This window comes from Paenibacillus sp. FSL W8-0186 (assembly GCF_037969765.1).
Classification (GTDB): domain Bacteria; phylum Bacillota; class Bacilli; order Paenibacillales; family Paenibacillaceae; genus Fontibacillus; species Fontibacillus woosongensis.
In genome coordinates this window covers 1201242-1226957 of sequence record NZ_CP150207.1, presented here as the reverse complement: position 1 = coordinate 1226957, position 25716 = coordinate 1201242, and the positions used below count along the sequence as shown (strand labels likewise).

At 43.9% G+C, this 25716-nt stretch carries 23 protein-coding genes and 1 pseudogene; 8 read left to right on the top strand and 16 right to left on the bottom strand.

What is annotated here, in order from left to right:
- The first annotated feature begins 29 nt into the window (after nucleotides 1-29).
- Nucleotides 30-1487, top strand: a complete 1458-nt coding sequence (locus MKX50_RS05235) for a serine hydrolase (protein WP_339158620.1) — start codon at nucleotides 30-32, stop codon at nucleotides 1485-1487.
- A 140-nt stretch (nucleotides 1488-1627) separates the two neighbouring features.
- Here the strand turns inward: MKX50_RS05235 and MKX50_RS05230 are convergent, their stop codons facing one another.
- Entirely contained in the window at nucleotides 1628-2413 is a 786-nt protein-coding gene (locus MKX50_RS05230; RefSeq protein ID WP_213592954.1) for a YheC/YheD family protein, read from the bottom strand.
- Nucleotides 2414-2572: 159 nt separating this feature from the next.
- Between MKX50_RS05230 and MKX50_RS05225 the strand changes: the two genes are divergently transcribed.
- From MKX50_RS05225 to MKX50_RS05215, 3 genes are read left to right on the top strand one after another with little or no spacing between them, the layout of a single operon-like run.
- On the top strand, nucleotides 2573-3799 hold the full coding sequence (locus tag MKX50_RS05225) for a hypothetical protein (protein ID WP_213592956.1): 1227 nt from the start codon (nucleotides 2573-2575) through the stop codon (nucleotides 3797-3799).
- 17 nt (nucleotides 3800-3816) lie between these two features.
- Nucleotides 3817-4779 (top strand): 2,3-diaminopropionate biosynthesis protein SbnA, encoded by a 963-nt coding sequence (gene sbnA, locus MKX50_RS05220; protein WP_339158617.1) that lies wholly within the window; start codon nucleotides 3817-3819, stop codon nucleotides 4777-4779.
- A gap of 32 nt (nucleotides 4780-4811) precedes the next feature.
- Complete coding sequence (locus MKX50_RS05215) at nucleotides 4812-5801, top strand: 2,3-diaminopropionate biosynthesis protein SbnB (RefSeq protein ID WP_339158616.1); 990 nt, start codon at nucleotides 4812-4814, stop codon at nucleotides 5799-5801.
- A 94-nt stretch (nucleotides 5802-5895) separates the two neighbouring features.
- On the opposite strand, the gene MKX50_RS05210 is transcribed toward MKX50_RS05215, so the two are convergent.
- From MKX50_RS05210 to MKX50_RS05200, 3 genes are all read right to left on the bottom strand, one after another.
- Nucleotides 5896-6732, bottom strand: coding sequence for a YitT family protein (locus MKX50_RS05210; protein ID WP_339158615.1), 837 nt, complete (start codon nucleotides 6730-6732; stop codon nucleotides 5896-5898).
- Nucleotides 6733-6856: 124 nt separating this feature from the next.
- Complete coding sequence (locus tag MKX50_RS05205; RefSeq protein WP_339158614.1) at nucleotides 6857-7153, bottom strand: hypothetical protein; 297 nt, start codon at nucleotides 7151-7153, stop codon at nucleotides 6857-6859.
- Between the two features lie 44 nt (nucleotides 7154-7197).
- Nucleotides 7198-7362, bottom strand: coding sequence for an aspartyl-phosphate phosphatase Spo0E family protein (locus MKX50_RS05200; RefSeq protein ID WP_339158612.1), 165 nt, complete (start codon nucleotides 7360-7362; stop codon nucleotides 7198-7200).
- A 202-nt stretch (nucleotides 7363-7564) separates the two neighbouring features.
- Between MKX50_RS05200 and MKX50_RS05195 the strand changes: the two genes are divergently transcribed.
- Nucleotides 7565-7900 (top strand): helix-turn-helix transcriptional regulator, encoded by a 336-nt coding sequence (locus MKX50_RS05195; protein WP_339158610.1) that lies wholly within the window; start codon nucleotides 7565-7567, stop codon nucleotides 7898-7900.
- A 151-nt stretch (nucleotides 7901-8051) separates the two neighbouring features.
- On the opposite strand, the pseudogene MKX50_RS05190 reads toward MKX50_RS05195, so the two are convergent.
- From MKX50_RS05190 to MKX50_RS05175, 4 genes and pseudogenes are all read right to left on the bottom strand, one after another.
- Nucleotides 8052-8586: pseudogene (locus tag MKX50_RS05190) on the bottom strand (SUMF1/EgtB/PvdO family nonheme iron enzyme); the annotation flags it as partial.
- Nucleotides 8587-8695: 109 nt separating this feature from the next.
- Complete coding sequence (locus MKX50_RS05185; RefSeq protein WP_339158609.1) at nucleotides 8696-9139, bottom strand: hypothetical protein; 444 nt, start codon at nucleotides 9137-9139, stop codon at nucleotides 8696-8698.
- A gap of 268 nt (nucleotides 9140-9407) precedes the next feature.
- On the bottom strand, nucleotides 9408-10271 hold the full coding sequence (locus MKX50_RS05180; RefSeq protein ID WP_339158607.1) for an SDR family NAD(P)-dependent oxidoreductase: 864 nt from the start codon (nucleotides 10269-10271) through the stop codon (nucleotides 9408-9410).
- A gap of 20 nt (nucleotides 10272-10291) precedes the next feature.
- Nucleotides 10292-11191: an SDR family NAD(P)-dependent oxidoreductase gene (locus tag MKX50_RS05175; RefSeq protein ID WP_339158606.1), complete on the bottom strand. Its 900-nt coding sequence runs from the start codon at nucleotides 11189-11191 to the stop codon at nucleotides 10292-10294.
- A gap of 235 nt (nucleotides 11192-11426) precedes the next feature.
- Between MKX50_RS05175 and MKX50_RS05170 the strand changes: the two genes are divergently transcribed.
- Entirely contained in the window at nucleotides 11427-12050 is a 624-nt protein-coding gene (locus MKX50_RS05170; protein WP_339158604.1) for a TetR/AcrR family transcriptional regulator, read from the top strand.
- Nucleotides 12051-12648: 598 nt separating this feature from the next.
- On the opposite strand, the gene MKX50_RS05165 is transcribed toward MKX50_RS05170, so the two are convergent.
- Nucleotides 12649-13818 (bottom strand): DUF4317 domain-containing protein, encoded by a 1170-nt coding sequence (locus tag MKX50_RS05165; protein ID WP_339158603.1) that lies wholly within the window; start codon nucleotides 13816-13818, stop codon nucleotides 12649-12651.
- Nucleotides 13819-14305: 487 nt separating this feature from the next.
- On the opposite strand from MKX50_RS05165, the gene MKX50_RS05160 reads away from it, so the two are divergent.
- Nucleotides 14306-14827, top strand: coding sequence for a cupin domain-containing protein (locus MKX50_RS05160; RefSeq protein ID WP_213592964.1), 522 nt, complete (start codon nucleotides 14306-14308; stop codon nucleotides 14825-14827).
- A gap of 1651 nt (nucleotides 14828-16478) precedes the next feature.
- On the opposite strand, the gene MKX50_RS05155 is transcribed toward MKX50_RS05160, so the two are convergent.
- The 4 genes from MKX50_RS05155 to MKX50_RS05140 all read right to left on the bottom strand — a co-directional run bounded on the left by MKX50_RS05155 (nucleotide 16479) and on the right by MKX50_RS05140 (nucleotide 20268).
- Complete coding sequence (locus tag MKX50_RS05155) at nucleotides 16479-17669, bottom strand: NupC/NupG family nucleoside CNT transporter (RefSeq protein WP_213592965.1); 1191 nt, start codon at nucleotides 17667-17669, stop codon at nucleotides 16479-16481.
- A 575-nt stretch (nucleotides 17670-18244) separates the two neighbouring features.
- Nucleotides 18245-18427: an aspartyl-phosphate phosphatase Spo0E family protein gene (locus MKX50_RS05150; RefSeq protein WP_213592967.1), complete on the bottom strand. Its 183-nt coding sequence runs from the start codon at nucleotides 18425-18427 to the stop codon at nucleotides 18245-18247.
- Nucleotides 18428-18569: 142 nt separating this feature from the next.
- Nucleotides 18570-19430 carry an SUMF1/EgtB/PvdO family nonheme iron enzyme gene (locus MKX50_RS05145; RefSeq protein ID WP_339158600.1) on the bottom strand — a complete coding sequence of 287 codons (861 nt, stop codon included), beginning with the start codon at nucleotides 19428-19430 and terminating at the stop codon, nucleotides 18570-18572.
- A gap of 202 nt (nucleotides 19431-19632) precedes the next feature.
- Nucleotides 19633-20268 (bottom strand): glycoside hydrolase family 11 protein, encoded by a 636-nt coding sequence (locus MKX50_RS05140; protein ID WP_213593080.1) that lies wholly within the window; start codon nucleotides 20266-20268, stop codon nucleotides 19633-19635.
- A 449-nt stretch (nucleotides 20269-20717) separates the two neighbouring features.
- Here MKX50_RS05140 and MKX50_RS05135 point away from each other — a divergent pair, with 449 nt between their 5' ends.
- Nucleotides 20718-21641 carry a GNAT family N-acetyltransferase gene (locus tag MKX50_RS05135; protein ID WP_339158599.1) on the top strand — a complete coding sequence of 308 codons (924 nt, stop codon included), beginning with the start codon at nucleotides 20718-20720 and terminating at the stop codon, nucleotides 21639-21641.
- 374 nt (nucleotides 21642-22015) lie between these two features.
- Here MKX50_RS05135 and MKX50_RS05130 read toward each other — a convergent pair whose 3' ends face one another.
- The 3 genes from MKX50_RS05130 to MKX50_RS05120 form a co-directional block, all read right to left on the bottom strand.
- Nucleotides 22016-22465 (bottom strand): hypothetical protein, encoded by a 450-nt coding sequence (locus MKX50_RS05130; RefSeq protein WP_339158598.1) that lies wholly within the window; start codon nucleotides 22463-22465, stop codon nucleotides 22016-22018.
- A gap of 233 nt (nucleotides 22466-22698) precedes the next feature.
- On the bottom strand, nucleotides 22699-23148 hold the full coding sequence (locus MKX50_RS05125) for a hypothetical protein (protein WP_213592973.1): 450 nt from the start codon (nucleotides 23146-23148) through the stop codon (nucleotides 22699-22701).
- A 254-nt stretch (nucleotides 23149-23402) separates the two neighbouring features.
- Nucleotides 23403-25676: an ATP-binding cassette domain-containing protein gene (locus tag MKX50_RS05120; protein WP_339158596.1), complete on the bottom strand. Its 2274-nt coding sequence runs from the start codon at nucleotides 25674-25676 to the stop codon at nucleotides 23403-23405.
- Between the last annotated feature and the right edge of the window lie 40 nt (nucleotides 25677-25716).

Here is a 25716-nt window from a genome sequence, read left to right as displayed (position 1 = left end):
TATATTTTTATAATAAAGAGCATTTTGTGATGGGAGAGGTGCAGATGAATTCCGCTGTGTTCAAATTGATTAGCTTTTGGATCGAAAAATTGCGAAAAGAATGGAACATCCCAGGGATCGCCATATCCGTGGTGCAAAAAAATCAGGTTCTGTTTTCCTCAGGTTTTGGGGAAAGAAACATGAAGGAGAAGCTTCCTGTAAATACAGAAACTTTATTTCCCATTGCTTCTTCAACAAAACCATTCACAGCCATGGCTCTCTCCATTTTGTTAAATGAACAGAATATGGATTGGGACACCCCCATTAAGCAGTACTGGCCTTCATTTCAAATGCAAGATCCTTATGCTACAGATCATTTAACTTTACGCGATATTGCCTGTCATCGATCCGGACTGCCGAGGCATGATATGGTCCTCCACAATACAACCCTCACGCGAGAAGAAATTTCCGAAAGTCTTCGATTTCTCGATCCCAGTCTCCCTGTCCGTTATGTGTGGCAGTACTCCAACATTATGTATATATTAATAGGCTTTTTTATCGAACAGCAAACAGGAATGACCTGGGAAGAATGGGTAAAGAACAAGATCTTTGAACCGCTTGAAATGTCCTCCACTCTCTTCTCCGCCGAGAGTTTGCAGCATTTGGACAATTACGCGATGCCCTACACTGCCGTTGGTGATGGAATCATCGAGATCCCACTCACCAATTTAGATATCCAAGGTCCTGCCGGATCTATTATTTCCAATGTAACTGATTTATCTGCCTGGCTTTCTCTACTATTAAATCATGGACAAACCCACGGAAATTCGGTTATTTCAGAAGCGCAGCTCAATGAAATGCTATTTCCTCAAATTGTGGTCGGCCCTGGGGAATTCCCGGAGATTCCCTATACTTTTTACGGTTTAGGGTGGTTCGTTGAAGTATACCGTGGCCGTAAACTGATTAGTCACGGAGGGAATACAACCGGTTTTAGCACTCATATCTCATTTATGCCAGACGACGATATCGGTATCGTAATTTTAGCTAACATGGAAGTAACCCAGCTTCCAGAATGCATCGCCTATCATATGTATGATCAAATTTTAGGCCTAGGACCGATTGACTGGAATACCAGATTCAAGGTTAAGAACGAGCAGCTCCGCCAAGCTCTGGCCAGCATGCGTAATTCCGATTACTCCATCACCGATATTGATGATCCGGAACCTTCATATCCCATATCCAGTTACTTAGGGGAGTTTAACCATCCAGCTTACGGAAGTGCCGTGGTTTGCGAGCGGGAAGGCTCATTATTCTTAAATTATAAAGATGCCGAATTGCCGTTATATCACTATAATCATAACATATTCAAAGTAGTCGACGAACGCAATGATGCCCAGTTTCTGATCGAATTTAACGTCAATGAAGATGGAAAATGCGATTATTTAAACATGCCATTAGAACCCACGCCCGGGGTGAAAGACATTTCGTTCCACTTGGTAAAAAAATAATATCATTTAAGAGCAGCATCTCTCGGATTGTTTATAAATTTGGATCAATATCGGGGCAAAAAACATATAAAACCTCGCCAATGGCGAGGTTAGGTTAATCGGCTGTTGTTACTTTAGTTCTAACGCCATAATTTTGGCATCTATATGCCGCGCTTGGCTTTTTTGCAGACCAGTTTATAAGTTTTACCATACGCTTTGCCATATCGGACGATCCGCCGGACGATGCTCTTATCCTTCAGGAGCGTAAACGGAGCCGCATCCGGTAACGTGTTCACCTCAAGAATCCATGGCTTCAGGCTGCTGTCGATAGCATAATCGAGGCCAAGCTCCTTAATTTCAGTGAATCTGCCCCGCAGCCGTTTTATGGTCCGTTGCGCAAGATCGTTCATGCGGCGATACAATTCCTTACGCTTTGCGGTTCCAGCAAATTGGCGCAATACGTCATCGGTTGCATAAATCGTGCCTCCCTGGCTTCCATTCGTCACGATTTTGCGGGGATGTGCCACTCTGGTGAAAGTACCGGTTGTTTCAAAGCCGCCCCTAGGCCGCCGTTGAATCATGAGCCTGATATCGAATGGACGCCCTTTATGCTTAAGCAGCCAAATCCCCTTCTGAACGACATGCCGCTTGCCCTTCATCTCCTTGCTTATAGCTTCATAGGCCCTGTCATAGGTTGCGAATTCCCGCCTGCGCTCGCCAACCTGGTATATATATCTCCGCTTTCCGACTTTGCTCAGCTCCACCCTCATGACGCCCTTTCCCTGCGTCCCGCCATCTGGCTTCACGTAGACCATTCCGTACTTCAAAAGCATGTCATGCAGTTGCTCCTTCGTGGCGATTCTTGTCGGCGGCATATGCTTCCGCAGCATTTTCTCCTTTCGCATAATCAGATCCTTGGTCCATTTATCCTTCTTACGAAACCTCATGCTATCCCTCCATTTCCCTTTTACTCCAGCATACGTTCCAAACAAAAAAAATGGTGTAGGCCGCTGTCGGCACGGGATGAAAGGATTTGCCATATGCTTAATTGACTAGCAGTTGGAAGAGCTGCGTCCACTACTATGTTTAGGAGGCTTAATAGCGATATGGCGCTTACCCCTTCGCTTCAACAGCATCTGGCTCGCATCATTCAGTTGCATCCGGCCTATGGCGATCTGCTTGCAGAGCTGGGCATCCAGCCTCATACTGCAGTTTTGTCCGAACTCCCCCTCCTTACCGAGGAACTTCTGAATACGATCTATTACAAGCAGGAGCCGCGCACAGAGACTGGCCTTACCGTCTATCGGACATCTGGAACTTCAACCGGCATACGTAAATCGATCTATTATTCACCAGAAGACGAAGAGCATTACCGGATTGCCAAAATGACCTGCTACCGTACGTGGCTTGCATCCAGCCCCTTGCAGATCCGCAGAGCTTTTGCAGATGTCGGCACTGGTCATGCAGCAAGCACCGCCAATACGATTTTCCACGAGCTGGGTCTGCAGACAGAGTCTATTTCTTTCTCCAGGCCGATTGAAGAGCATATCGACCGAATTAAGGCATTCAAACCCGAGCTGCTATTCACGATGCCTTCCATTCTGGAAGCCATTGCCCGAGCCGCCGGGGATCCCGCGTCACTTGGCGTCCGTAGAATCATTCTCGTCGGAGAATTGGCTTCACCCGCCTGGCAGGCCAATATGGCAGCGCGATTCGGCATAGGTGCACACGATATTCTCGATACAGTCGGCTCCATCGAGATAGGCGCGATTGCCTCCTATTCTCACCAGCATGGCGTCTATCTGTTTGCTGACGGGATCCACGCAGAGACAGTCCGCGCCGAGCAGCTTGATCCTCGCTTCGAGCCGCTGGCAGACAACGAGGGAGTGCTTGTACTAACCTCCAGCAAACGCAGCCTGTTCCCTGTCATCCGTTATGTTACCTACGATGTAGTGCGAGATTTCCGCACCGTAGAGATTGACGGGACGATGCGGCAGGCGTTCACTTGCATCTCCAAGCGAATCGGCAGCGAACTCAAGCATGGCGAGAAAATCAGCTTGTACGACATTGAGAATGTTGTGCATACCTTCGTCAAGGATGCCGAGCTGCGCGTCAGCGTAGACGACAACAAGCTAACCGTCCGCATTCGCAGCGAGTCGCTCAATAACGAGCTGCTGAGCTCCATCCGGTATGCGATCGAGCATACGATTGAAGCGATCGGACAGATGATTGACAACCGTATGCTCGATCATATTGAGGTTATTCATCTGAAAGAAAGTGAGCCTTTTCACCAAGGGCAAGGCTCCGTGAAGTCCAAAAAACTGTATAACTAGGAGGCGTAATGTCATTCATGGCCAAAGATTGGCTTTCTTGTATCGGTAACACCCCGCTTGTTCAGCTCTCCCGCCTCTTCGCCAACGATCGCGGCATTACCGTCCACGCCAAACTTGAAATGCTGAATCCGAACGGAAGCGCCAAGGATCGCCCCGCTGTGCGTATTATTTCGGCAGCATTGGAACTAGGCTTAATCGGTCCCGGCTCGGTCATTGTCGAATCCAGCTCGGGCAATATGGCGATCAGTCTGGCTGCCATCTGCTCCCGGCTGGGTATGCGCTTCATTAGCGTTGTAGATCCAAAAACAGCGCCCCAAAATATCCGCATCATGCGTGCTTATGGGGCCGATGTCGAGCTTGTGGAGCAGCCTGACCCTGAAACCGGCGAGTTCCTTCCGGCCAGATTGAACAGGGTCAAACAGCTCGTCCAGAGTATCCCGAACAGCTTCTGGCCCAACCAGTATGCGAATGAAAACAACTATCTGTCTCATAAAGATGGGACAATGCGGGAAATTATTGCCGAGCTGGGTCAAGTCGACTACGTTATAGGCGGCGTCAGCACCTGCGGGACGATGCTGGGCTGCGCCACCTTCGTCAAGGAGCAGCAGCTGGATACTACAATCGTCGCTGTCGACGCCGTTGGCAGCGTCATTCTTGGCGGAACGAAAGGCAAGCGCTTCTTTCCCGGCCTTGGCGCCGGCATCGTTCCCCCATTTAACCAAAGCAAATTTACGGACAATACCATTCAGGTCAAAGAAGCCGATATGGTAACGGGCTGCCGCATGCTGGTGCAGCATGAAGCCATCCTCGCTGGTCCTTCTTCAGGTGCAGTCGTTTATGCCCTTAAAGAAGCTCTATTCCATGAAATACCGGATAATTCGGTATGCGTCGTGATCCTCCATGATCGCGGTGAGCGTTATATGGATACGGTGTACAACGATGAATGGGTGGCGCAACATCTGAACGCCGGTTCTCTGTAAAATGATCTCTAAAAATAGAAAGGGGCAGGTCCATGCTTTATTTGGACAATAATCATCTGCAGACTATCGGGTTGTGCTGGAAGGAGCTGGAGATTCGCATCGTAGAGGCGCTGCGGCTCATAGATTCAGGCGATTATGCGCAGCCCATCAAGCCTTACCTCCGCTACGGCAATCCGGCTAACCGCATTATCGCGATGCCCGCTTATGTCGGGGGAACCGTGCAAGCGGCGGGCCTGAAATGGATCGCCAGTTTTCCCGGTAATACGTTAAGCGGACTGCCGAGAGCGCATAGCGTGCTACTGCTTAATAAGGTCGATACAGGCGTGCCTTACGCCATTCTGAACTCACCACTGCCGAGTGTGGCCAGGACGGTTGCCGTAAGTGCGGTCATGCTGCGCCATTATTTGCAGGCGCGCCCTGGCGCAGGGCGGGTACGGGTTGGCATCATTGGTTTTGGACCGGTTGGACAGCATCATTATGACATGTGCGGCAAGCTGTTCGGGGAATGTATTGACGAGGTTCTTATCTACGATATTAGAGGAGCCAAGCTGGGGACCCATGTTATAGACGAAGCAGATGCAGACTATCGCGGCCGTACACGGTTCGCTGAGAGCTGGCAGGAGCTGTACAGCAGCTGCAATGTCATCATAACGTGTACCGTTAGCGATCACCGTTACATCGACCAGCCGCCGCTTGCCGGCAGCCTGCTGCTTGATGTGTCCCTGCGCGACTATAAAGTATCGGCTCTGGAGCAAATACAGGGCATCGTCGTCGATGATTGGGATGAGGTATGCCGTGAAAACACCGATATCGAGCTGCTGCACCTGGAGCGGGGACTTGCGAAGGACGGTACATGTTCGCTGGCCGATGTCGTCTGCCGGGATGCTCTGGGAAAGTATACAGAGGATGAGTCTATTTTATTTTGCCCGATGGGGATGGCCGTGTTCGATATAGCAACAGCAGCCTACTGGGTGGAGAAAGCGCAGTCGCTAGGGATCGGATTGGATTTGGGGATCGCCTAAAACCGCATCATGAGAGTAAAACTTAAAGCCGCTTTCGCGCTCTTGCAGAGGGGAAGCGGCTTTTTACGTGTTGTACAAATCCGTTTTGTAACGGTTACTTGGATAGCTCAAGGAAGCCTTCCCCAAAGACATCGCGAACATCCTGGATGGTAATAAATGCATTCATATCCTCGGTGTGTACGATTTCTTTGAGCATAGAAACTTCCTTCTTGCTGATAATGATATACAGAATTTCTTTGGAATCCTTCGTATAATACCCGTAGCCGGACAGCACGGTTACCCCGCGATCCATCTTCTCAACCACATGGCGCGCAATATGATCCTGCTTGGTAGAAATGATGGTAACTGCCTTTTTCGGATTGAGTCCTTCAATGATAAATTCCATTACTTTGGTGGCGGTAAATAGCAATACAATCGTACACATCAAACCTTTGGCCCCAATAATGAAAAAAGACGAACAGGCTACAATCAGGTCAAAAAACAACAGCCCGTAGCTGATGTTCCAATCCAGATATTTATTAGTGATCCGGGCCAGAATGACGCTCCCCGCCGTTGTACCGCCCACGCGAACAATCATGCCGATCCCAGCCCCGGCAAATACACCGCCGAAGATCGTGTTGATCCATAATTCATTGGAATTAATGTTCCAACTCTCCGTCAAATGCAGAAAAATCGAATTAAGCATCACAGCAATAATCGTGTAGCCCATTGTTTTCTTATCCAGGAACTTGTAGCCAACAACGAGCAGAATCCCGTTCAGAATCAGGTTCATCAGCCCTGGCGACCAGCCAAACAAATAGTAGAAAATAATCGTAAGCCCCGTAACCCCGCCTTCGCCCAGATCATTGGGGATGACAAATAAATTCACTGCCAGTGCAAACAAGAAAGCCCCCACAATAAGTGAGGACATGTCAATAATTCTTTGTTTCATCCATTACTCCGTCCAATCTCTCTAAGAATCAACCATGCTGTATTATCATATCAACAGGTTATACATTACCTGATTCTATCATGCAGATCATGAATTGAGTATATGGTAAATCATAGTCTCTCTATCAACGTTTGTCGGAAACGGAAAGCGGATCGTCTAACAATGTAAAAAAAAGCTGTACTCCGTCTCTCAGCCCATGTATGTATAAGTGCTCATTTTCTACTCCCCGTTTGTGATGATGCTTGTCCTCCCAATTCATAACCCCCGGAATCTTTGTTCGATCCGTGCCAGAAAACATAGCCTCAAATGCCGAGCCTTCTTCAGAGCGAAGCTTGCGCAGTTCAGGACGACGTTCGATTCCAGACATAACACGTTCCAGCCTTTCCTGAATCGCACTTTGAAGCCATAATGGTATATCCACCGTTTATTCCCCCCTCTGATATTTGGCTTTAGCTTGAACACCGTTTAAATCACTCGTTTGTGGAACTGGATAACCAGTTCATCCAATTTCCTGCTCTGGGCTTGGAGCGCTTTATTTTCGTGCAGCGGAATTCCACTCACAAAAGATTCGTTACCAAGTTCATTTAACTTTTGTTTTTCAATTTCAAATAGCTCTATCCACTCTTGCATCCATTCATCTCCTTATCCAAAAAAGATGATGATTATAATTGAACAATTTGTAGCAAAAATACGTATTTGTCCAAGTATATTTGGAAACACTAGAATAACTACCCCTAAAACCACTAAAAATAATACCCTTAAAACTCATTAAAGTCAATTATAAACTCCTCCATAATAGGAACTAATAGCTCCGATTCAGAAAGGATTAAATATGAGTGATTACGATAAAAAAGCTGTAGGTGAACGTATCCGATCTCGGCGAAAGGCTCTGGGGATTTCTCAAGAGGATTTTGCCGAAAGAGTAGGCCGTGTTCCCAAATTTTGCGCTGATATAGAACGTGGCCAAACCGGAATGTCGATTGAGACCATGCTTAGTATCTGTTCCCTATTAAAGATGTCTCCCAATCAACTTCTTTTAGGCAGTTCGGATAAAACCAAGCATTATGATGAAACCGAACTGATTGTCAATGCTCTCAATCAGTGTACGGAGAAGCAGCGTAAAGATGCTTATGCCCTATTGAGACTCTTTCTTACCGCTATTCGTTAGACAAAATCCTTACAGCAGACAACCTATCCCAGAATTCTCTTATTTGATTTAGGAGTCGTTGTCATTGTAAAAAAGCACGGCCTAAAGACGCTCGGCTAACGAATCCGAGCGTCTTCATTGTTTTATGAATATCAACATATTTCATTCCCCTTTACTCGCCTCGAACCACGCTGAAACCTTGATCGGGGCCAAAGCCATTCCCCTCGAACTTGCCCTGAAAAGATATCTCGTTGTTCCTGACGTCGCCGATCCAACCGCCGCCCTTCACGACCCGAAAAGCGCCGTTTTTACTATCCAAATCTTCTGCGTACCAGTTCCAGCACCATTCTCTTACGTTACCTGACATATCGTAGAGTCCTAACTCGTTGGGTTGCTTGCTACCCAACAGATTTTGTTTTATTTTTGTTGCTTTCTATCTTAGGCCAATTCCAATCTCCGGATAAGTATTTATCTCCAGCGTTTTTCCAATACCATGCTACTTCATCTGCTTTATTGTTTCCGCTGTATGTGTAACTCTCGCTCACCTGACCTCCGCCCGCAGCATATTCCCACTCGGCTTCCGTCGGCAACCGGTAACCATTAGCTCCCTTATTGATCGTTATTGTCCATTTTATATTATCGTGATCGCTCTTATTATTCGGATCCTTTTTATTCTTGTTTATACTGTAATACGGTTTTAAGCCCTCGGCTTTATTCTAAGACAAAGACGAATAAATCCTCAGGGACGAAGCTTAGACAAAAAAAGGCTAAACAAAACCAACTTTATAGTTCTTACATCAGTTGTGGACAGGAAAATTAACGAGCTTGTTGGAAATAGGCCATGCCTTCTTCATCAATCAAGTCGTCCATTTGGCTACGATCAATCTTCTTGGCTGGTGTCATCCAGACTTTATCAGGAATCGTCATTTTATCGTCTATGTAGGCCAGACGGAAATGCAGCTTGACACCAGCTTTCGTCTTTCGGAACTGGGCCCACTTGAACTTCTGTAGGCAAAGTCCAATGGTGGTGGAATCGATGATCCGAAAATCCCTACGTAACAAAGATGGCTCTATGCTTTGACGAATCCGATGCACAAGATCCATAAACACCTGCTCCAAAAGGGCTGGATCGACCTGATTATGTTTACGGCAAAGCTGTGGAAGCGGAGATGGATGTGATACCCAGTTCCTTTTGAAAGCCTTTAGACAGCACGTCGTCTGCAATTTCACGCAATCCGTCACGCTGATGGAGCTGCGCATGTAAGAACAGCTTGAAATAGGAAAGTGTGGTAAGCTTCTTGACGTATTTATCCTGATCTACCGCGGCAACACGTTCTATGAACGTCTTCGCACAAATTGGCGAAAGCCATTTACCAAATGAAGAACATAGAAAACTAATACAACATTGATATTTCATTGTAGTTATTTCTAATCGCTGCTCATGGTTTAATTTCCATGGTTAACATCCCCGATACGAAGCACTCCATTTAACAAATCCCAGTCCGATCTTGTCGTTTCCGCATTCACTTCAAACTTGATCAGCAAGCGCAATTTGAGTTGAATTGAAGATTTCGCCCAACAGTTGCTCAGTAATTTTATGAAGTCTCTCTGCTTTTGCAGGATCGAATGTTTCCATCGTCAAATGGACCCTTTTTTCCAACTTGAATGCAGTTAAATAATCTTTAGGTGGGTGCTCTAATAAATAGATAATCGGTTTAACCCCTTCTTCGACTGATTTTCCAACGATTCCATAAACGAGCTTCATTACTTTTTTCTTAATAGGATTTTCTATCGCTTCATACCATCCAGTCGTTTGTACGGCCCAGGGGTTATATAGAATATATTTAATTCGACTGCCCTTGTTTCTTTGTTCGAATGAAACCCCCAATAAATCATTTAAACGGCTATTATGGAACAATATTCTTGTCGTTGGATGTTGTACATCATCGAAGTTAACTTTACCTTTCATGCCCGGTGCACATACATTCAGTATGATCGGTTCACTTGAACGCTCCAATAAATGAGTTAAACCATAGCTTAGAATGAATCTACTCAAATAGCTCAATGCAAAATTAAATTCATAACCTTCTTCAGTTGTAAATAGATTTTTTTGGGATTTATAGCTTGTAGCACATAAAATAACGTGATCCAACATGTCAATCTCACTATTTAATTTCTTTATTATTCTTTCATTTTCATGTATAAGACTTAAATCCGCTTGCATAAAGGTGATTTTCCCTTCCCCCTTTATTCGTTCAGCTTCATTATAAAGTGTTTCGCCCTTAGCGGATGAACTTCCAATTACAAAAACTCGATGCCCTTTTCTAAAATAATCTAATGCTATACCTTTGCCAATACCGTCAGTACCACCAGTTATAAGAACATTTTTCATTGATATCAACTCCTTGCATTCTATTCCGACAAACCGACCAGTATTGCGCTGTCTCTCCACAGCGCTGTCATCAAGTCGTCACGGCGGGCCAACTCGGATAGCTGCGGCCAATCAAGTCGGTTTCTATGCAGGACGGAATAGATACGTCCTTGCGGGATTTCGGTAACACCAAGTACTAGATTCGCCAACTCCTTGGCAGCTGTGTGACTGCTGCTGAAGCGCGGGAAGAGATGCCGGATAACGGGCCATCCCATGGCAGACCACATGGCACGGACCAAGGGCGGTGAATCGCGCAACAGGCCAGTCCCAGGGGTCGGCCCTGGACTATAGGAGACGACCCTCAATCGCTTCGCCGCCGCCACCGGACTAGCAGCCAAAGCGCGGGCGGTCAACAGATTACACAGCTTCGAAGTAGAGTACGCGCGACCGCCGGCGATGCGTGGCTCGCTGTCGCGCTCACGATCCAGCTCGGGATGTGCCAGTAAGCGGGCATCTACGTGCCGCGGCACGGGAAGCATCGTTTTTTCTGCTGGATCGTGAGTGCCGCTAGTCGTCAACTCGACCACCGCACCTTCCGCCAAATAAGGAAGCAACAGGCGTAAGAGTAAATAATGCGCCAAGTGATTAACGGCAAATGTCAACTCGAATCCATCAGCACTACGCTCTTTCGTTGTGGACAGCGATATACCTGCGTTCATTATCAGGGCATCGATTTTTGACTCGCCTAATGCTTCTATGACCTGGGTTGCAAATGATCGTACATCCGCAAGTCGGGTCAGATCGAGCGGAAACATCATTGCACCTATAGGACCACTACTGCGTCCCCCCATGATTAGTCGCGTTCCATTCTTGCCTAAGAGCTGGTGAGCACATTTCAAGCCGAAACCTGAAGTTCCACCTGTCATGACAACTATAGCCATCTTTGATCATCCTCCTTTTAAATTGAACGAATCGGTACCCTCCATTGACGAAAGATCGAAATACCCATATACTTGCAGTAATAAACTAGAAGTAAAGTAATTTCACTATTAGTATACTAATATACTGTCAGTATATTAATGGTTGTGTGCGAATGCAAGCTTTTTTTCAAAAAAAATTACATCATCAAAGGGGGAACTAACGATTCGACAAAATAGACGAGAAAAAGAAAAGCAAATGTATAAGGAAGAAATGCTTCGAGCAGCAGAAGCGAGTTTTCACCTTCATGGGTTCGAGAGAACGACAATGGACGATATTGCGAAACAATCAGGCTTTACAAAAAGGACCATTTATAATTATTTTTCGAGCAAAGAAGATTTATATTATGCCGTTGTACTGGAAGGATTTCAGAACTTGTTTGCAGCGATGGAAAGCGTGGTGGATTCCTCCAAGAATGGGTTCGAAAACGTGCAGGCTGCAATTGAATCATTTTATCGATTTTATGAGGATCATCGGGATACCTTTTTACTGATGAATTATCTCGGACATATCCGGAGCGATAAAAAGGAGAGCCCGATTTACGATCAATTAGTACGCTTCAAGAGGGAGGGTTTGATTAAATTTATGCAAATCATTGAAAATGGGAAAATGGACGGAAGTATTCAACCGGAGGTAGATGCGGAAATGTTCACTTACTCACTCATTTTTCTACTGTCTGGTTTTTTTCAGGAACTCACGTCCAGCGGAAATACGTACACCGAGCGCTACGGGTTGCAGCAGAAGCAGTTTTCCTCGTATGTTTACGAACTATTGCACAGTGCCTTTATGAACAAATTGCAGCAACCAGCCAATCCGACTTGAGCATGGAAACTGATATAGTGGTCCCCAGTCGGGGGAATAGTCGCGCCTGAGCTGCAACATTCATTGAGCGTAAGACACGGATCAATAGACGATGAGGTCTGGAATAATGTATAGCGCTGTTCACCAAATACTCGGTTTAAGGCTGGTAGGGAGGCACTTCCATTACTTTAAACTGTTGGTCTATCTTTTTGACAGTATACGTAAACTTCTTCTCAGGGAACTTACTCAAGTTGTGCCACAGCCCGATCAAGTCGAAGATATCGTGGCGTTGGTTACTGTGGGTTATAGTCTTGAACTGTAAACCACATCCTATTCCAATGTATATGCCACCCTTAGCTGCACTCTTGGGGGCGGCATCGTTTGCGATTATCCGATATTTTAGTTTGCCAGCCAAGTTAAGAAAAGCCCCGACATTTATTTTATCAAGAATGTGCTTTAGAAACATTTGGACACTTCACCACAAAGGGCCATCCCCACAGTCATCGACGTATGACTAGGAGACGGCCCTCTTTAAAATGGTATTAACACCTTATATCAAGCGATTATCGGCCCATTTTGTCATTCGTTGATTCATGCGCCTGCAAACTGTCAAACGATTCTATATCGTCTCTGTACTGAGCGTAAATCCTTCGATGACGGCATCTTCGTCAACCTCAATCAGGATACATCGTTTTCCTTGATAATTCACCTGCTTCACATACTTTAAATCCTGCGGGCTAACCGAAATCATGGCAACCTTAGTATCGATCTTAATAGACTTTGACGTAAATTTTGGCATAACGCTGCTCGCCTTCAATTCATAGTTCCTATCATCGACGATCGTTTCAAACGCCCGTTCCACTTTTTCAGTCGTCACGTTCTTTACACCACTTACCGTTAGCACTTGCTCCACATCTTTATAATCCAGCTTCGGAGGCTCTTCCTCCTCCTCGTTAGTTTCAATCACTCGATGAATTTCCTCATACACATTTGCAAGGGTAGTCGCGTCCAGTTGTTCACCCGTCACTTCCTTCACGATATCTTCGAAGATCGCTCTCTCTTCCCGTGCCGTCACGGATCTTTCGGCATTCAAGACCTGTTCGATGAAATGCGAGTTCGGTTCATTCGCTTTCCCCGTACAATACAGAATGCGGTTTACATCGGAATAGTTGTCCGTCACACTGGGATAGAAGAACCCTTGCTCCGGCGAACTGAGCTTGATGATCGGGTCTACATTGACGTTGTATTTAAATTCTCTTTCTACATAATCAAACAAAAGAGTTTTCCGTTGCTGCTCCGTGGAATTCACGCTGCACAGAATGAACGGATGCGCGAATACTTCATTTTTCTCGCTCTCCTCGGTCTCTTCATTTCTGCCCTTGGTCGGCTGATAGTATTGTCCGCGAACGAACGTGACCACCGTATCCCGTTCATATTTGACATCCACTAGCATTTTGTCCACCAACAGCAGCAGCAGGTCCTGCCATTCCTCCGGATCACCAGTCACCAAAGCCTGGTGAAGCAGTAACCGCGTCGGCTCCTCCACTTCTTCCTCCTGAAACTTCAACTCGAACAACTTTTGATCGAATTCACCCGTCAGCAGTTTCTTGAAATTACCCATATACAACTCTTGCTTCTCTCTGTCCAATAAGGCGAACGCCTGCCGCTCCCAATGATAGATTTCGTTGCTTTCCTTCATAATATACACGTTGAGAATGTCGTGAATGTTCAGCAAATCGTGATCCAGCTTAAATTGCTTGCGTATATGTAAGATTTCTTTCTTTATCATGGTTGTTAGACAACTCCCTAAGAAGTAAATTGATCTTATCAGTATAAACGATATAGAAACCCTTCGCTAGAATGCTTTTAAGTTACTCGAAGGCTGCCTTCTAAATACATTTAATAATCGACAGACTGAGTTACTCTTTCTAAGTAATCATAAACTCTAGGTAAATGATAGCCGAAAAACTCCTTTTCATAAAATTCACTCGATATGCTATATAATATTGTATTGCTTGTTGTTCATAAATTTTATCAATGTCACGGTGGATCAATTAATTATGGATTTTCTTTTCTTAAGTTAGATCTGGATGTGATAGATTGGCAAGTAATGAAGCTAGATTAATCTTAGTACATTTTACGTACACCTGCTATCCCAAACGAGCCTCATTGTCAGGATCAATGAAAAAATGAGTGACAAGCGGTTGTTAACTGTTACAATGATTATTATGTCTTGAGTTAGACATAGAATTCCGAATTATTGGAGGTATACAACGTTGAACAAACATAATGCACAATATTACATATCTAAACTTGGGCTGCTTCCTCATCCAGAGGGAGGGTATTATAAAAGAACATTTGAATCCGAAGAACAAACTTCAGATCAAGAATTATCCGTCGAATTTGAAGGTAAAAGAAAGCTTTATACGAGCATCTACTTTTTATTAGGCTCAGATGACATTTCTCATTTCCATCGTTTGAAATCCGATGAATTATGGTATTATCACGCGGGAAGTCCTTTAACCGTTCATGTTATTGATGAAGATGGAGTATATAAGGAGTATAAATTAGGAATAGACTTGGAGAATGGAGAGGTTCCTCAAGTACTCGTTCCAAAAAACTCGATCTTTGGTTCATCGGTCAAGGATGAAGATACATTCTCTCTGGTAGGATGCATGGTTTCGCCTGGTTTTGAATTTCAGGATTTTGAATTGTTTACACAGGATGAACTATTGGCTAAATACCCGCAGCATCAAGATATTATCATGAAGTTAGCCTACGATTTAGTTCCAGCATAGTAGTATAATTTGGAGCAATCAGAGCAATCAATGTAAACACCTTCTGTTGAATACCAGGGATGACCTACCTGCTCATTCAGTGCGAGGGTGTTTTAATATGTTGTATTTTCTTACTAAAAAGTAATTTACGACACAACCGTACTATGGCCCATATATGTCTAAACTTGCCCCACAACAAATAATTACAGTAAGAAACGATAAAACTAAAATACGATCCAGAAAGCCTACAAGCCTTTCCATATTTCTAACGGTTGCCACAGCGGTTAATCAGTCGAAAATGAGCACTTCTATGTTCTAACGGTTGTAATCTACGTTATTTATGCCGAATTCGTCGCAACATACTCAAAACGTTAGAATAGCCGCATATACAAACGTTAGAATTTCAAAATGCAATTAATCCGCGAATTAACCGCGATGGCAAACGTTAGAACTAAAAGGTCATGTCCACTTTGTCATTCTGCGTGCGATCTGGCCTCGGAGCTCGCCTTGGCTGCCTAATCGATCTCCAAAAACGTAAAGAATACTACTATTCGGTGAAAATATCAACTTTTAGTCGTGAATGGGAACAATAAGCGCTGTAGTTGACCGTAAGAACATAGTGTAAAAATTAAATTAGAGGTTTCGCCCCTTAATGTATTCAAAAATGCGCCACAACCTAATGGTTCCAGTGCTCTTTATAATGGTGCCTAGTATCCGGAGATTCGACACTCAAATTTCTCCAGCTACGGGCACGCACCTTGTCCCACAAGCGCGTTTCTAGCTCCACCGTTGTGAAAACGCATCCATAATTTGAATTTGCACCTCTTGTTAAGCAAGTTATTTACGACGCAAATGCAGGTTCGATAACTGATAACGATATGCAATCACTCAACATGAAAGAAGAATTTTCAACAATTATTACCCGTCTTCCAAACCCTCGTTCATGTCCAAATAGATCATTCTGCTGACTCTGCTCTGTTCTCATTGCTATTCTTAAAATGTATTCGATATTTCGAATATAATAAGCCGATTTACCGCTAGATGATAAAATAAATATGAATTTTCATATATATTTACAGATTTTCTCTTCTTGAGCGAGTTTATATATGAATATTCGAGTACTTTCATTTACCTTCAATTTCAATCGGAGTATTTCTAATAAAGTAAATACAAAATCCCTCCATTAGTTATGTTTATTTTATTGTGGATTTTCTCCGTTTGAAATAGAGTAAGGGGAAAGAATGGATGCTTCTATTTCCAAAACTTGTGGTTCATTTTATTATCATCGGGATCGTTTTCCCTAGTTGCCATCCCACTGTCATTCACTCTAGTTCTGCTGGTAACAAGATTATGTTTTCCAATTTGTTGGAGAGGCATTCTTCCCTTTGTGTAAATGGGGCGAAGTCCAAGCCCTCTACAATAGAGGCTAGGTTTTATCCTGCATTCATTTCTGCGAACCAAAAAAGATGCGCAATGGCATCTTCTTTGGAATAAGAAAAAAGCGTGCGGGATAATCCCAAGGGATCTATAGCGACAGAGAATCCAGATGATCTTGAGATTGCAATTGAACGAATCGTCTTTCCTCTGGAGTAAGAAGCGGGAATGCAATTTCGGTCAGGCCGATGAAGCAGCATAATTCGTCGTTAGAGTTCCACTTAAAAGTTACGATTCCTTACAGGAACAGACCAGCGACCGTAGCCGACAGCACGCTGACCAACGTGGCCCCGTACAGCAAGCGGAGACCGAAGCGGGCGACCGTGTTCCCCTGCTCTTCATGCAGCCCCTTCACAGCCCCGGAAATGATGCCGATCGACGAAAAGTTCGCGAACGAGACCAAGAAGACGGATACGATACCAATCGTCCGTGCAGATAATGCGCCTTCCTTTGTCATGGTCGACAGATCAAGCATCGCCACGAATTCATTGGCCACCATTTTCGTTGCCATAATGTTGCCGGCTTCGACGGCTTCCTTCCAAGGCACGCCCATAAGGAAGGCAAACGGTGAAAAAATATAACCCAGTATTTGCTGGAACGTAATACCGAACAAACTCCCGAACAAGCCGTTAATCAAGGCAATCAGGGCGACAAAGCCGATTAGCATCGCGGCGACCGTAATCGCCACCCTGAACCCATCCATAATATATTCGCCCAACATCTCGAAGAACGATTGCTTACGCTCTTTCTGAACCTCAAGAATGTCCTCTTCCTTCGATACTCTATACGGATTCAGAATCGATGCGATAATAAAACCGCCAAACAGGTTCAGTACAAGCGCCGTGACGACATATCTCGGCTCGATCATCGTCATGTACGCCCCAACGATGGACATGGAGACCGTCGACATAGCGGAAGCGCACAGCGTATACAGACGACGCTCCGGCAGCATCCCAATCTGTTTTTTCACAGAAATAAATACTTCAGATTGCCCCAAAATTGCGGAAGCAACCGCATTATATGATTCCAGCTTGCCCATGCCGTTTACCTTGCTAAGCGCAAGTCCGATATATCTGATAATAAACGGTAAGATCTTCAGATATTGCAAAATGCCTATCAGCGCTGAAATAACCACAATCGGCATCAGAACCATCAGAAAAAACTGCGAGGTCGTGCCCTCATTCATGATTCCGCCAAATACAAAATTAACCCCTTCTGCCGCGTAGGCCAGCAGCGCTTCGAACACAGAAGTAAATCCCCGGATCAAAGTCTCGCCCAGCGTCGTGTTCAACAATAAAAACGCCAGGACAATCTGTAAAATAATCATTTGCGCCAGCGGCCGATAGCGGATACGGCTCCGGTCATTACTCGCAAAATAGGTCATTGCGAATACGGCCACCAGACCGGCAATAGCAATTATATATTTCATTCCAAGTCCTCCTTACTCTGCTTCTGAGCCCTTTCGTATGCTTGCTAACTCATTGAAAGATACCCGTATCAAATACGCTTACAGCATATTAAGGATGCTAGTGCCATGGGGCAGCAGCAAAAATCTGCGGTCATGTTCTCCACCGTTACAACTAGCTTGTCCATTTTATCCATATTCGATCAGTCAAATTCGCCTAGACCATAGCCGTCATCCATTTCTCCCCCCGCTCCTACCGGAATGCGATTATTCATTTTAATAATCTTATGTGGATTTTCCCGAAATAATCCCCACCCCAAATATAAAAACCATTACCCTTCCCCGTACCTACTCAGACAGTTAATATGTCAAAATGCAGAATGGATCATACATTGATTTCCTTTACTCAAAAAATAAAAAGAACGCCAAGCTAAAGGCGCCCCAAAATTCACTATATTCACTATATAAATAAGTACCTTGCCGAATAAATTTATGTCCAATACGATCAAAAGCCATGCAAAAACAAGCTGAACCCCGGAATTTTCGTTCGATCCACGCTGGAAAACTCGCCTTAAAAGCCGAGCATTAACATTTGAGCGTTATCTTGAACGCCGTTTGAATCCAGCCCGTTTGTGCAACTGGATAATCAGCTCATCCACTCTTCTGCTCTGATCTTGCAGCGCGTCGTTTTCGTGGAACGGAATTCCATCCGCCAAAGATTCGTTCCCTAGCTGATTTAACTTCTGTTTTTCCACTTCAAATAATTCAGTCCACTCTTTCATCCATTCATCTCCTTAATTTAAATCAAGACGATGATTATAGTTGAGCAATTGGTATAAACTCTTAAAAACGATCTAAAGACGCTCAGATTCGCTGCCGAGCGCCTTTATTGTTTTTTTGGATATCAATTATATTGTTTTCTCGTTACTCGCTGCGGACTACGCGGAAGCCCTGATCCGGGCCGATGCCATTGGCCTCAAATTTGCCCCGGAAAGATATCTCATTGTTCCTGACATCGCCGATCCAGCCGCCGCCCTTCACGACCCGAAAAGCGCCGCTTTTACTATCCAACTCTTCGCCGTACCAATCCCAGCACCATTCCCTTACATTACCTGACATATCAAAAAGCCCTAGCTCGTTGGGTTTCTTGGCACCGACGGACTTTGTTGTATTACGGTTGCTCTCAATCTTAGGCCAGTTCCAATCTCCGGTTAAGTATTCATCCCCGGCGTTCTTCCAATACCATGCTACTTCATCTGCATCATTGTTTCCGCTGTAGGTGTAGCCCTTGCTTTCCTGGCCCCCGCTTGCTGCGTATTCCCACTCAGCTTCTGTCGGCAATCGGTATCCATTGGCTCCCTCATTGATTGTTACTGTCCATTTTAAATTATCGTGCTCGCTCTCATTATTCCGGTCTTTTTTATTCTTGTTGATATTGTAGTATGGCTTTAAGCCTTCTTTGATACTACGCTGATTGCAGTACTCGACAGCGTCGTACCAGCTTACGGTCTCTACCGGCAAATCATCGCCCTGGAATCCTGAGGGATTGCTTCCCATAACCTCTATCCACTCTTTCTGAGTTACCTCATATTTACTAATATAAAAGTTCGAGAGGGTGATATTTTTTCCGTAATAGTTGGATTTTTTATTCATGATCGTTCCACCCTGGACGAACACAAGGTTATCATTCTTTACGGGCGTTCCGTTTTGTACCGATTTTTCCTGTGAACATGCGCTGACAACAAATATATTGGCCATTAATAGAAATATTAATAGTTTTCTCATGAATATATCTCCTTCAAAGTACGTATGTTAGTTCTAGAAAGGTCATGTTTCAGCAGTACGTAGGTAAGTATCCTGTGTTGAAATATATAAGGCCGCCGGTTGAGGGTCCGGCGGTCCTTAACAATATCAATGATAAGAAGACTTTCTCAATATTCTGGAAATTAGGCGCTTACAATTTTTTTAATTGGTGACTATACCGGCATTACCACACTGTTACGTTAGAGCTTCCGCTGCTTTGATATCCTTCTGTCGCTAGAACCTGGTAAGACCAGTTGCTGCCCAGATTCATTCCGTAATTTCTCCATGCGTTAACATGGTTGCTAAAAGTAATAGAAACGTTGCTTCCGGTCGGTCTCTTCGACTGTCTGACGCTCCAGAATTGCTGGAAGGTTTGCGTACCATCAATGGAAGGGGCGTTGTATCGCATAGTCGTGTATACATCATATGTGCCCCCATCGCTGGTCACGGTGCCTTTATACGTTCCGGTAGGCCGATAAGTTCCCCAGCTATCCACAACGTAGTATTCGATGAGCGCGTTTCTTGTCCATCCATACAGCGTCAAATAGCCATTGCCAGAAGGTGCCCAGACACCGGCATTGTAGTTGATTACCCTGTTCGGCGATCCCGTATTCCAGCCTTTGCCGACAACAAAATTCCCGGTGTTATACCATGTGACACTGTAATTTCCGCCAGAGCCATTGACCGCGTTCACTGTTCCGCCGCCATCGGTCCAATTTTGCCAATAGTCCGTCGCTGCGTTCGAGATTGCTGCAAACATCCCAAAGCTCATAGATGCTGCAAGAATAGCCGTCAGCATTTTCTTCTTGAACTTAAACATCATACCTACCTCCCAAAATATTTTTTGTCACTACTTACCTACATACTACTTGTGCGTTGTTTCTCCTTGCCGAACATCACTTGTCTGTGTCCCCAATTCTGCTAAACTTCTTACTATCACCTCCCAACTTAGTAAATTATAGAATGTAAGCGTATACATAACTACCATGAAATTAAAGGTTTATCCTTACTTTTTTTACATATTTTAAGATGAATGAAAGAGAGGCTATCATCAGCCCAGAAATTCATAACAACATATAGGAAAAAATCATTATATTTAAAAATTATGTTTGATACACATTGAAGGTATGTTAATGTGAATGGTAATAAAATCCAAGGGGGCGCTTGTTATGAGTAAACTAATGATGGCAAAGGGCAAATTTATGAAGGGGAACTTGCATATCTAGCCCATTAAACTGCGAAATTCCCTACTCTGAGAGGGGTATTTATTTGAGCCAATCATCAACAGAAATTCTCATTCGTAATTTCGAAAATCGAGATATGCCTTTGCTTGGCGAGTTGTACCAATCCGTAATAGCAAAAGAAAACGCAATATTTTGGTGGGTTGGGGACGAAGATAATTGGGGAAATGTTTACTGTGCATTTGAAAATGGGAAAATGGTTGCTAAGGGGCAAGTTAGCATTATTAACGTTGTACCTCCCGGTCGTTCAAAAGAGAATAATCACTCCATATACATCAATCTGAAAACCATTCCCGAAAGAGAAAATGACATTACTTTGCTCGACAACGTCTATCAATATCTTTTCATAAGAGCAAATCAATTAAAGGAAGCATTGCCTAGGGAATATGGAACAATACTTTGTGTTGGTAATGATTCAACAGAAACAGCAAACAATCAGTATTTTATTCAAAAAGGATACCTTCATCTGAATAGTTTATATGGCATGAATCGAGATTTGAATGAACCGATTCCTGAGTTAAAGCTGCAAGGGGAGCTTCAATTTTTACACTGGAAGATGGAGACATCTGACGAAGAAAAAGATTACCTTGATATCGATGCTGAAATTTGGCCTGACACTCCAATAGGTCTTAATCGGCTATCTGAAAACAAAAATAACAAGTTATGGACGTCCATGGTCATACGTCAATCAGACGCAATTGTTGGCGGGCTGATGACATGGCAAGAAGAAGATCACGGTGTGATAGAGGATGTTTTTGTCCGCGAACCCTGGAGAAAGCGGGGCATTGCCAAGTATTTGCTTACACAGGCTTTGAAATATCTCAAAGCCAATCAGTTGCAATCCGCCAGCCTCATGGTATTAACTACAAACAAATCCGCCTTGGCTTTATACGAATCGGTTGGCTTCTGTGCGGATAAAGAAGAAGTAAGGTACTTTATCAAGCTAAAATAGGCAGCAAAAGAAGAGGGGTTCTCTGCCCCCTCTTCACCCAGCGATGAGGTCTCGCACCATGGTCGGCTGTACTCCCTCCTTGCAACCTATTATATGCACTCTGAAAATATGAATCCCCCCGTTCACATCCAGATAGATCATTCTACTGACTATGCAGTTTTTTCGTTGCTCTCGTGAAAATGTACTCAATTTTTCGAACATAATAAGCCTAATTACCGCTAAACGATCGAACAAGTATGAATATGCATATATATTTACAGATTTTCTCTTCTTGAGCGAGTTTATATCTGAATATTCGAATAGAATAAGGTACACAGGCATTTGCGAAGCATGAAAAAGCACCCATTCGGGTGCCTCTCATTTCATGTATCTTTTTAATTTTGATAATTAATAAACAACCTGTAAGTAGTCTCTAATCCCGGCCAGCCGAAACTTCCGTTATGCCCCTTTACTCTGATATATGCAGTTGTTCCTGGCTGTATCCAAAAACCACACATATCTGTTTTCCCTTGTCCTTGATCGATCGCTTCTATACTAGTTTCCACTCCATTGGACCTGGTATAGAAGGCCGCAATGTCATAGTTTATATAAATATCATTTTCTAGGGTTAGTATTACAAGCCTTGAGTAGTCACTGTCGTTATAAATTTTAAACCAATCTTCATCATCAAAGCGATTTGTGTATGAACTATATGCAAAACCACTGTGAGCCCACATCGCAGTTTCTCTCGTATCATTTTCACCTTTAATAGCAAAAGCGCTTTGCGAGACAGTGAGCATCAAGGCAACAGCAAGGATGACTGAAAACATCTTTTTAAATTTCAATTTTCCTTCCACCCTTCAACAATTTTAAATCGGCCGATTCAACTCTATTATATCGCTTGCTAACTTAAAATGAATGCGACGAATATACCATATAATTATATAATTAGTTTTATTTGGAACTTCGTCACAATTACCGCAACATCCGTGTCCTTCCTTCCAATCCAATATAAATAACTCCCTGATCAACTTAGTGGCCATAAAAAAAGCACCCGGAGGGTGCTTAAACTTATGAATTACAAGTTGTAATTATACACTTCAAACTCAAAGTCGTATTGCATCATAGCATAATTAATTGAATCTACTTTAAAATACACTGTTGCTCCAGGCGGAATGAGAATATTATCTATTACTTGCGAATTTCCTGGACCGTAGTTGTCAGCATACAAAATATATGAACTTTGACTTGGACCATAAACAATGTGGATACCTAAACGATATTCTGCAACGTCATTACTTGGAGAAAAATAACCACCTATAAATTTAAAATCTCCAGTTGTATTTGTCCACTTAAACCAGTCTTCATCACTGCTGTTAGATAGAAACAGACTATAGGTTGTATCAGGGATAAGTGCAATAGCTGTTTCTTTCGTATCACCGATCCCTGTTACGGCACCAACGGGCGACGAAAATGTAAGTAATAGCACGGATGTAAATAGAACGGTTAACATCTTTTTAAGCTTCATGTTCATCCATCCTTTACAATTTATTCAGATTACGAGATTCGACTCTATTATATCGCTTGCTAACTGTAAATGGATGCGACAAAACTACCATATATTAGAATAATTTGATTTGTTTGGAGAGCATCTGTCGTATGACTTGAAACATGAGGGCATCGATGTTCTGATCGTATGGCTTGGAGGAACGAAGACAGAGTTCAAGAAGTTGCAGGCATCATCAAGCTTCTGCCCAGGAAGTTGAAGTTATAGCTATTCGCCTACGTCTCCGCACAGGTCAACTTTAACCATTTCGCTGTCCATGTTTCTGCATGCAGCATCTCTTCTGGTACGCCTTCGAATATAATATGTCCGCCTTGTTTTCCTCCTCCTGGACCCAGTTCGATGACCCAGTCGCTCGCCGCTATAAAATCTAGATTATGTTCGATGATGATCACGGAATTGCCTCTGTTTACAAGCGTTTGAAAAACGTCTAGGAGTTTTCCATTATCTTTCACATGCAGTCCTAAGGATGGCTCGTCCAGCAGGTAGATCTGGCCTTCTTTTTGCAAGTGGCTGGCAAGCTTCAGACGTTGGATTTCCCCTCCGCTTAGCGAGCTTGTCGTCTGTCCTAAGGTTAAATACCCTAATCCTACATCTTTTAGCGTGATCACTCTTTTGATGATCTTTGGCATTTGAAAATAGGTCAAAACCTCATCGATCGTTAAATCTAAAATTTCTACAATATTTTTATCTTGATACCGGTATGCCAGCGCCTCGTCTGAATATCTTGTACCGGCACATGCTTCACAAGGGATGGTCACCGGATCTGCAAATGCAACATCTGGCGTGATCACTCCTTTTCCTTCGCAGGCAGGACATGCTCCTAAGGAATTAAAGCTGAACAAACCTGCTGGTTGTCCTGTTTCCTTCGAAAATATGGAGCGAATATCATCCATGATTCCCATATAGGTAGCTAGTGTCGAGCGGCTAGAAATTCCTATACTGCCTTGCCCTACCATGATCGTTTCTGGATAACTTTCCGCGAATGCTTCCAGCATTAAGGAGCTTTTGCCTGATCCAGATACCCCACATATAGCGACCAAGACATTTTTAGGAATGTTTACGCTTATATTTTTTAAGTTATTGTGACTTGCATTTTTTATTGTAAAATGACCTTTGATATCTCTTGGATTTTTGTTTATGTTGAGGCTGTAGTTTAGGATGGTTGCAGTTGGAGAGTTGTGTAGTCCTTCTAATTTTCCTTGATAGACCACTTCTCCTCCATGTACCCCTGCTCCTGGCCCCATCTCAATAATTTCATCCGCTGCTTTAATGACGGACAGATCGTGCTCAATAACGATGACCGTATTATGTTGTTCTTTAATGCTTTGCAGCATCTGTATTAACATGTCCACTTCTTCTGGATGAAGTCCTGCACTGGGTTCGTCGAATATGTATGTGATATTGTTCAGACTGCTCCCTAAATGACGAGCGATTTTGACTCTTTGCGCTTCGCCCCCGGACAGTGTGCCCATTCTTCTGGAAAGGCTCAAATAACCTAATCCCATGTCCACGAGTTGTTGGATCAGTGGTATCGCTTGGAGCGCGATCGATTCCCCCATAGGTCCCTTGATGTTCTTTAGTTCCTCAAGTAATTCTGTCAGCTCTAATTGATCGTATTCTGCTATATTTACACCGTTTATTTTACATTCCAACACCTTGGGGTTCAGGCCGGAACCTTGGCAGGTTGGACACAATGCATGTGTGGATACAGCCAAGACGTCATCTTGGGATACTTCTTTGAGCTTAGTGACATCTCTATTGATATAGAGCCGCGTAAATCTGGGCAATAGCCCGTCCCATTCATGGGGTTGAGGCCCGTTCTTCGTGTGGAACGGCGCAAAGACTTTTTCACCTTCCGGGGGACCATACAGCAGCAGACGACGCTCTTCTTCGGAGTAGTCCTTAATGGGTTTATCCGGATCGAATAATCCGCCGGTCATCATCCATCTGCCCTGCCAACCGGACGGTGATAATGGCTTAAATTTCACGGCATAATCTCGAAGCGACTTATCGTAATCGATCATTTTATTGATGTCGGGTGTAATGACCTCCCCAAATCCACTACATTGCGGACATCTGCCAAAGGAGCTCTGACTCGAAAAATCACTAGCAGAACCTATGGCTGGCTCTCCTATTCTTGAGAACAAAAGTCTAATCAACGGATGGATATCCATAAAAGTGCCAACGGTTGAGCGGGAATTGCCCCCTATAGGCCTTTGTTCCACAACTACAACCGGGCTTAAGTTTTGCATCAGATCGGCATGGGGCCTTTCATATCTTGGCATTTGATTTCTAACATAGAGGGGATAGTTCAAGGTCATTTGTCTTCTGCTTTCCGTTGCTAATGTATCGAAAACAACAGAGCTCTTGCCTGAGCCTGAAAGACCCGTAAATACGATGATTTTTTCTTTGGGTATGTTTAAATCCACATTTTTAAGATTATTTTCTTTAAGTCCTCTTAAAATGATCTCATCTTTTGCTTCTGACATTTTACCATCCCTTCTATGCCGTATATACTTCACCAATTGT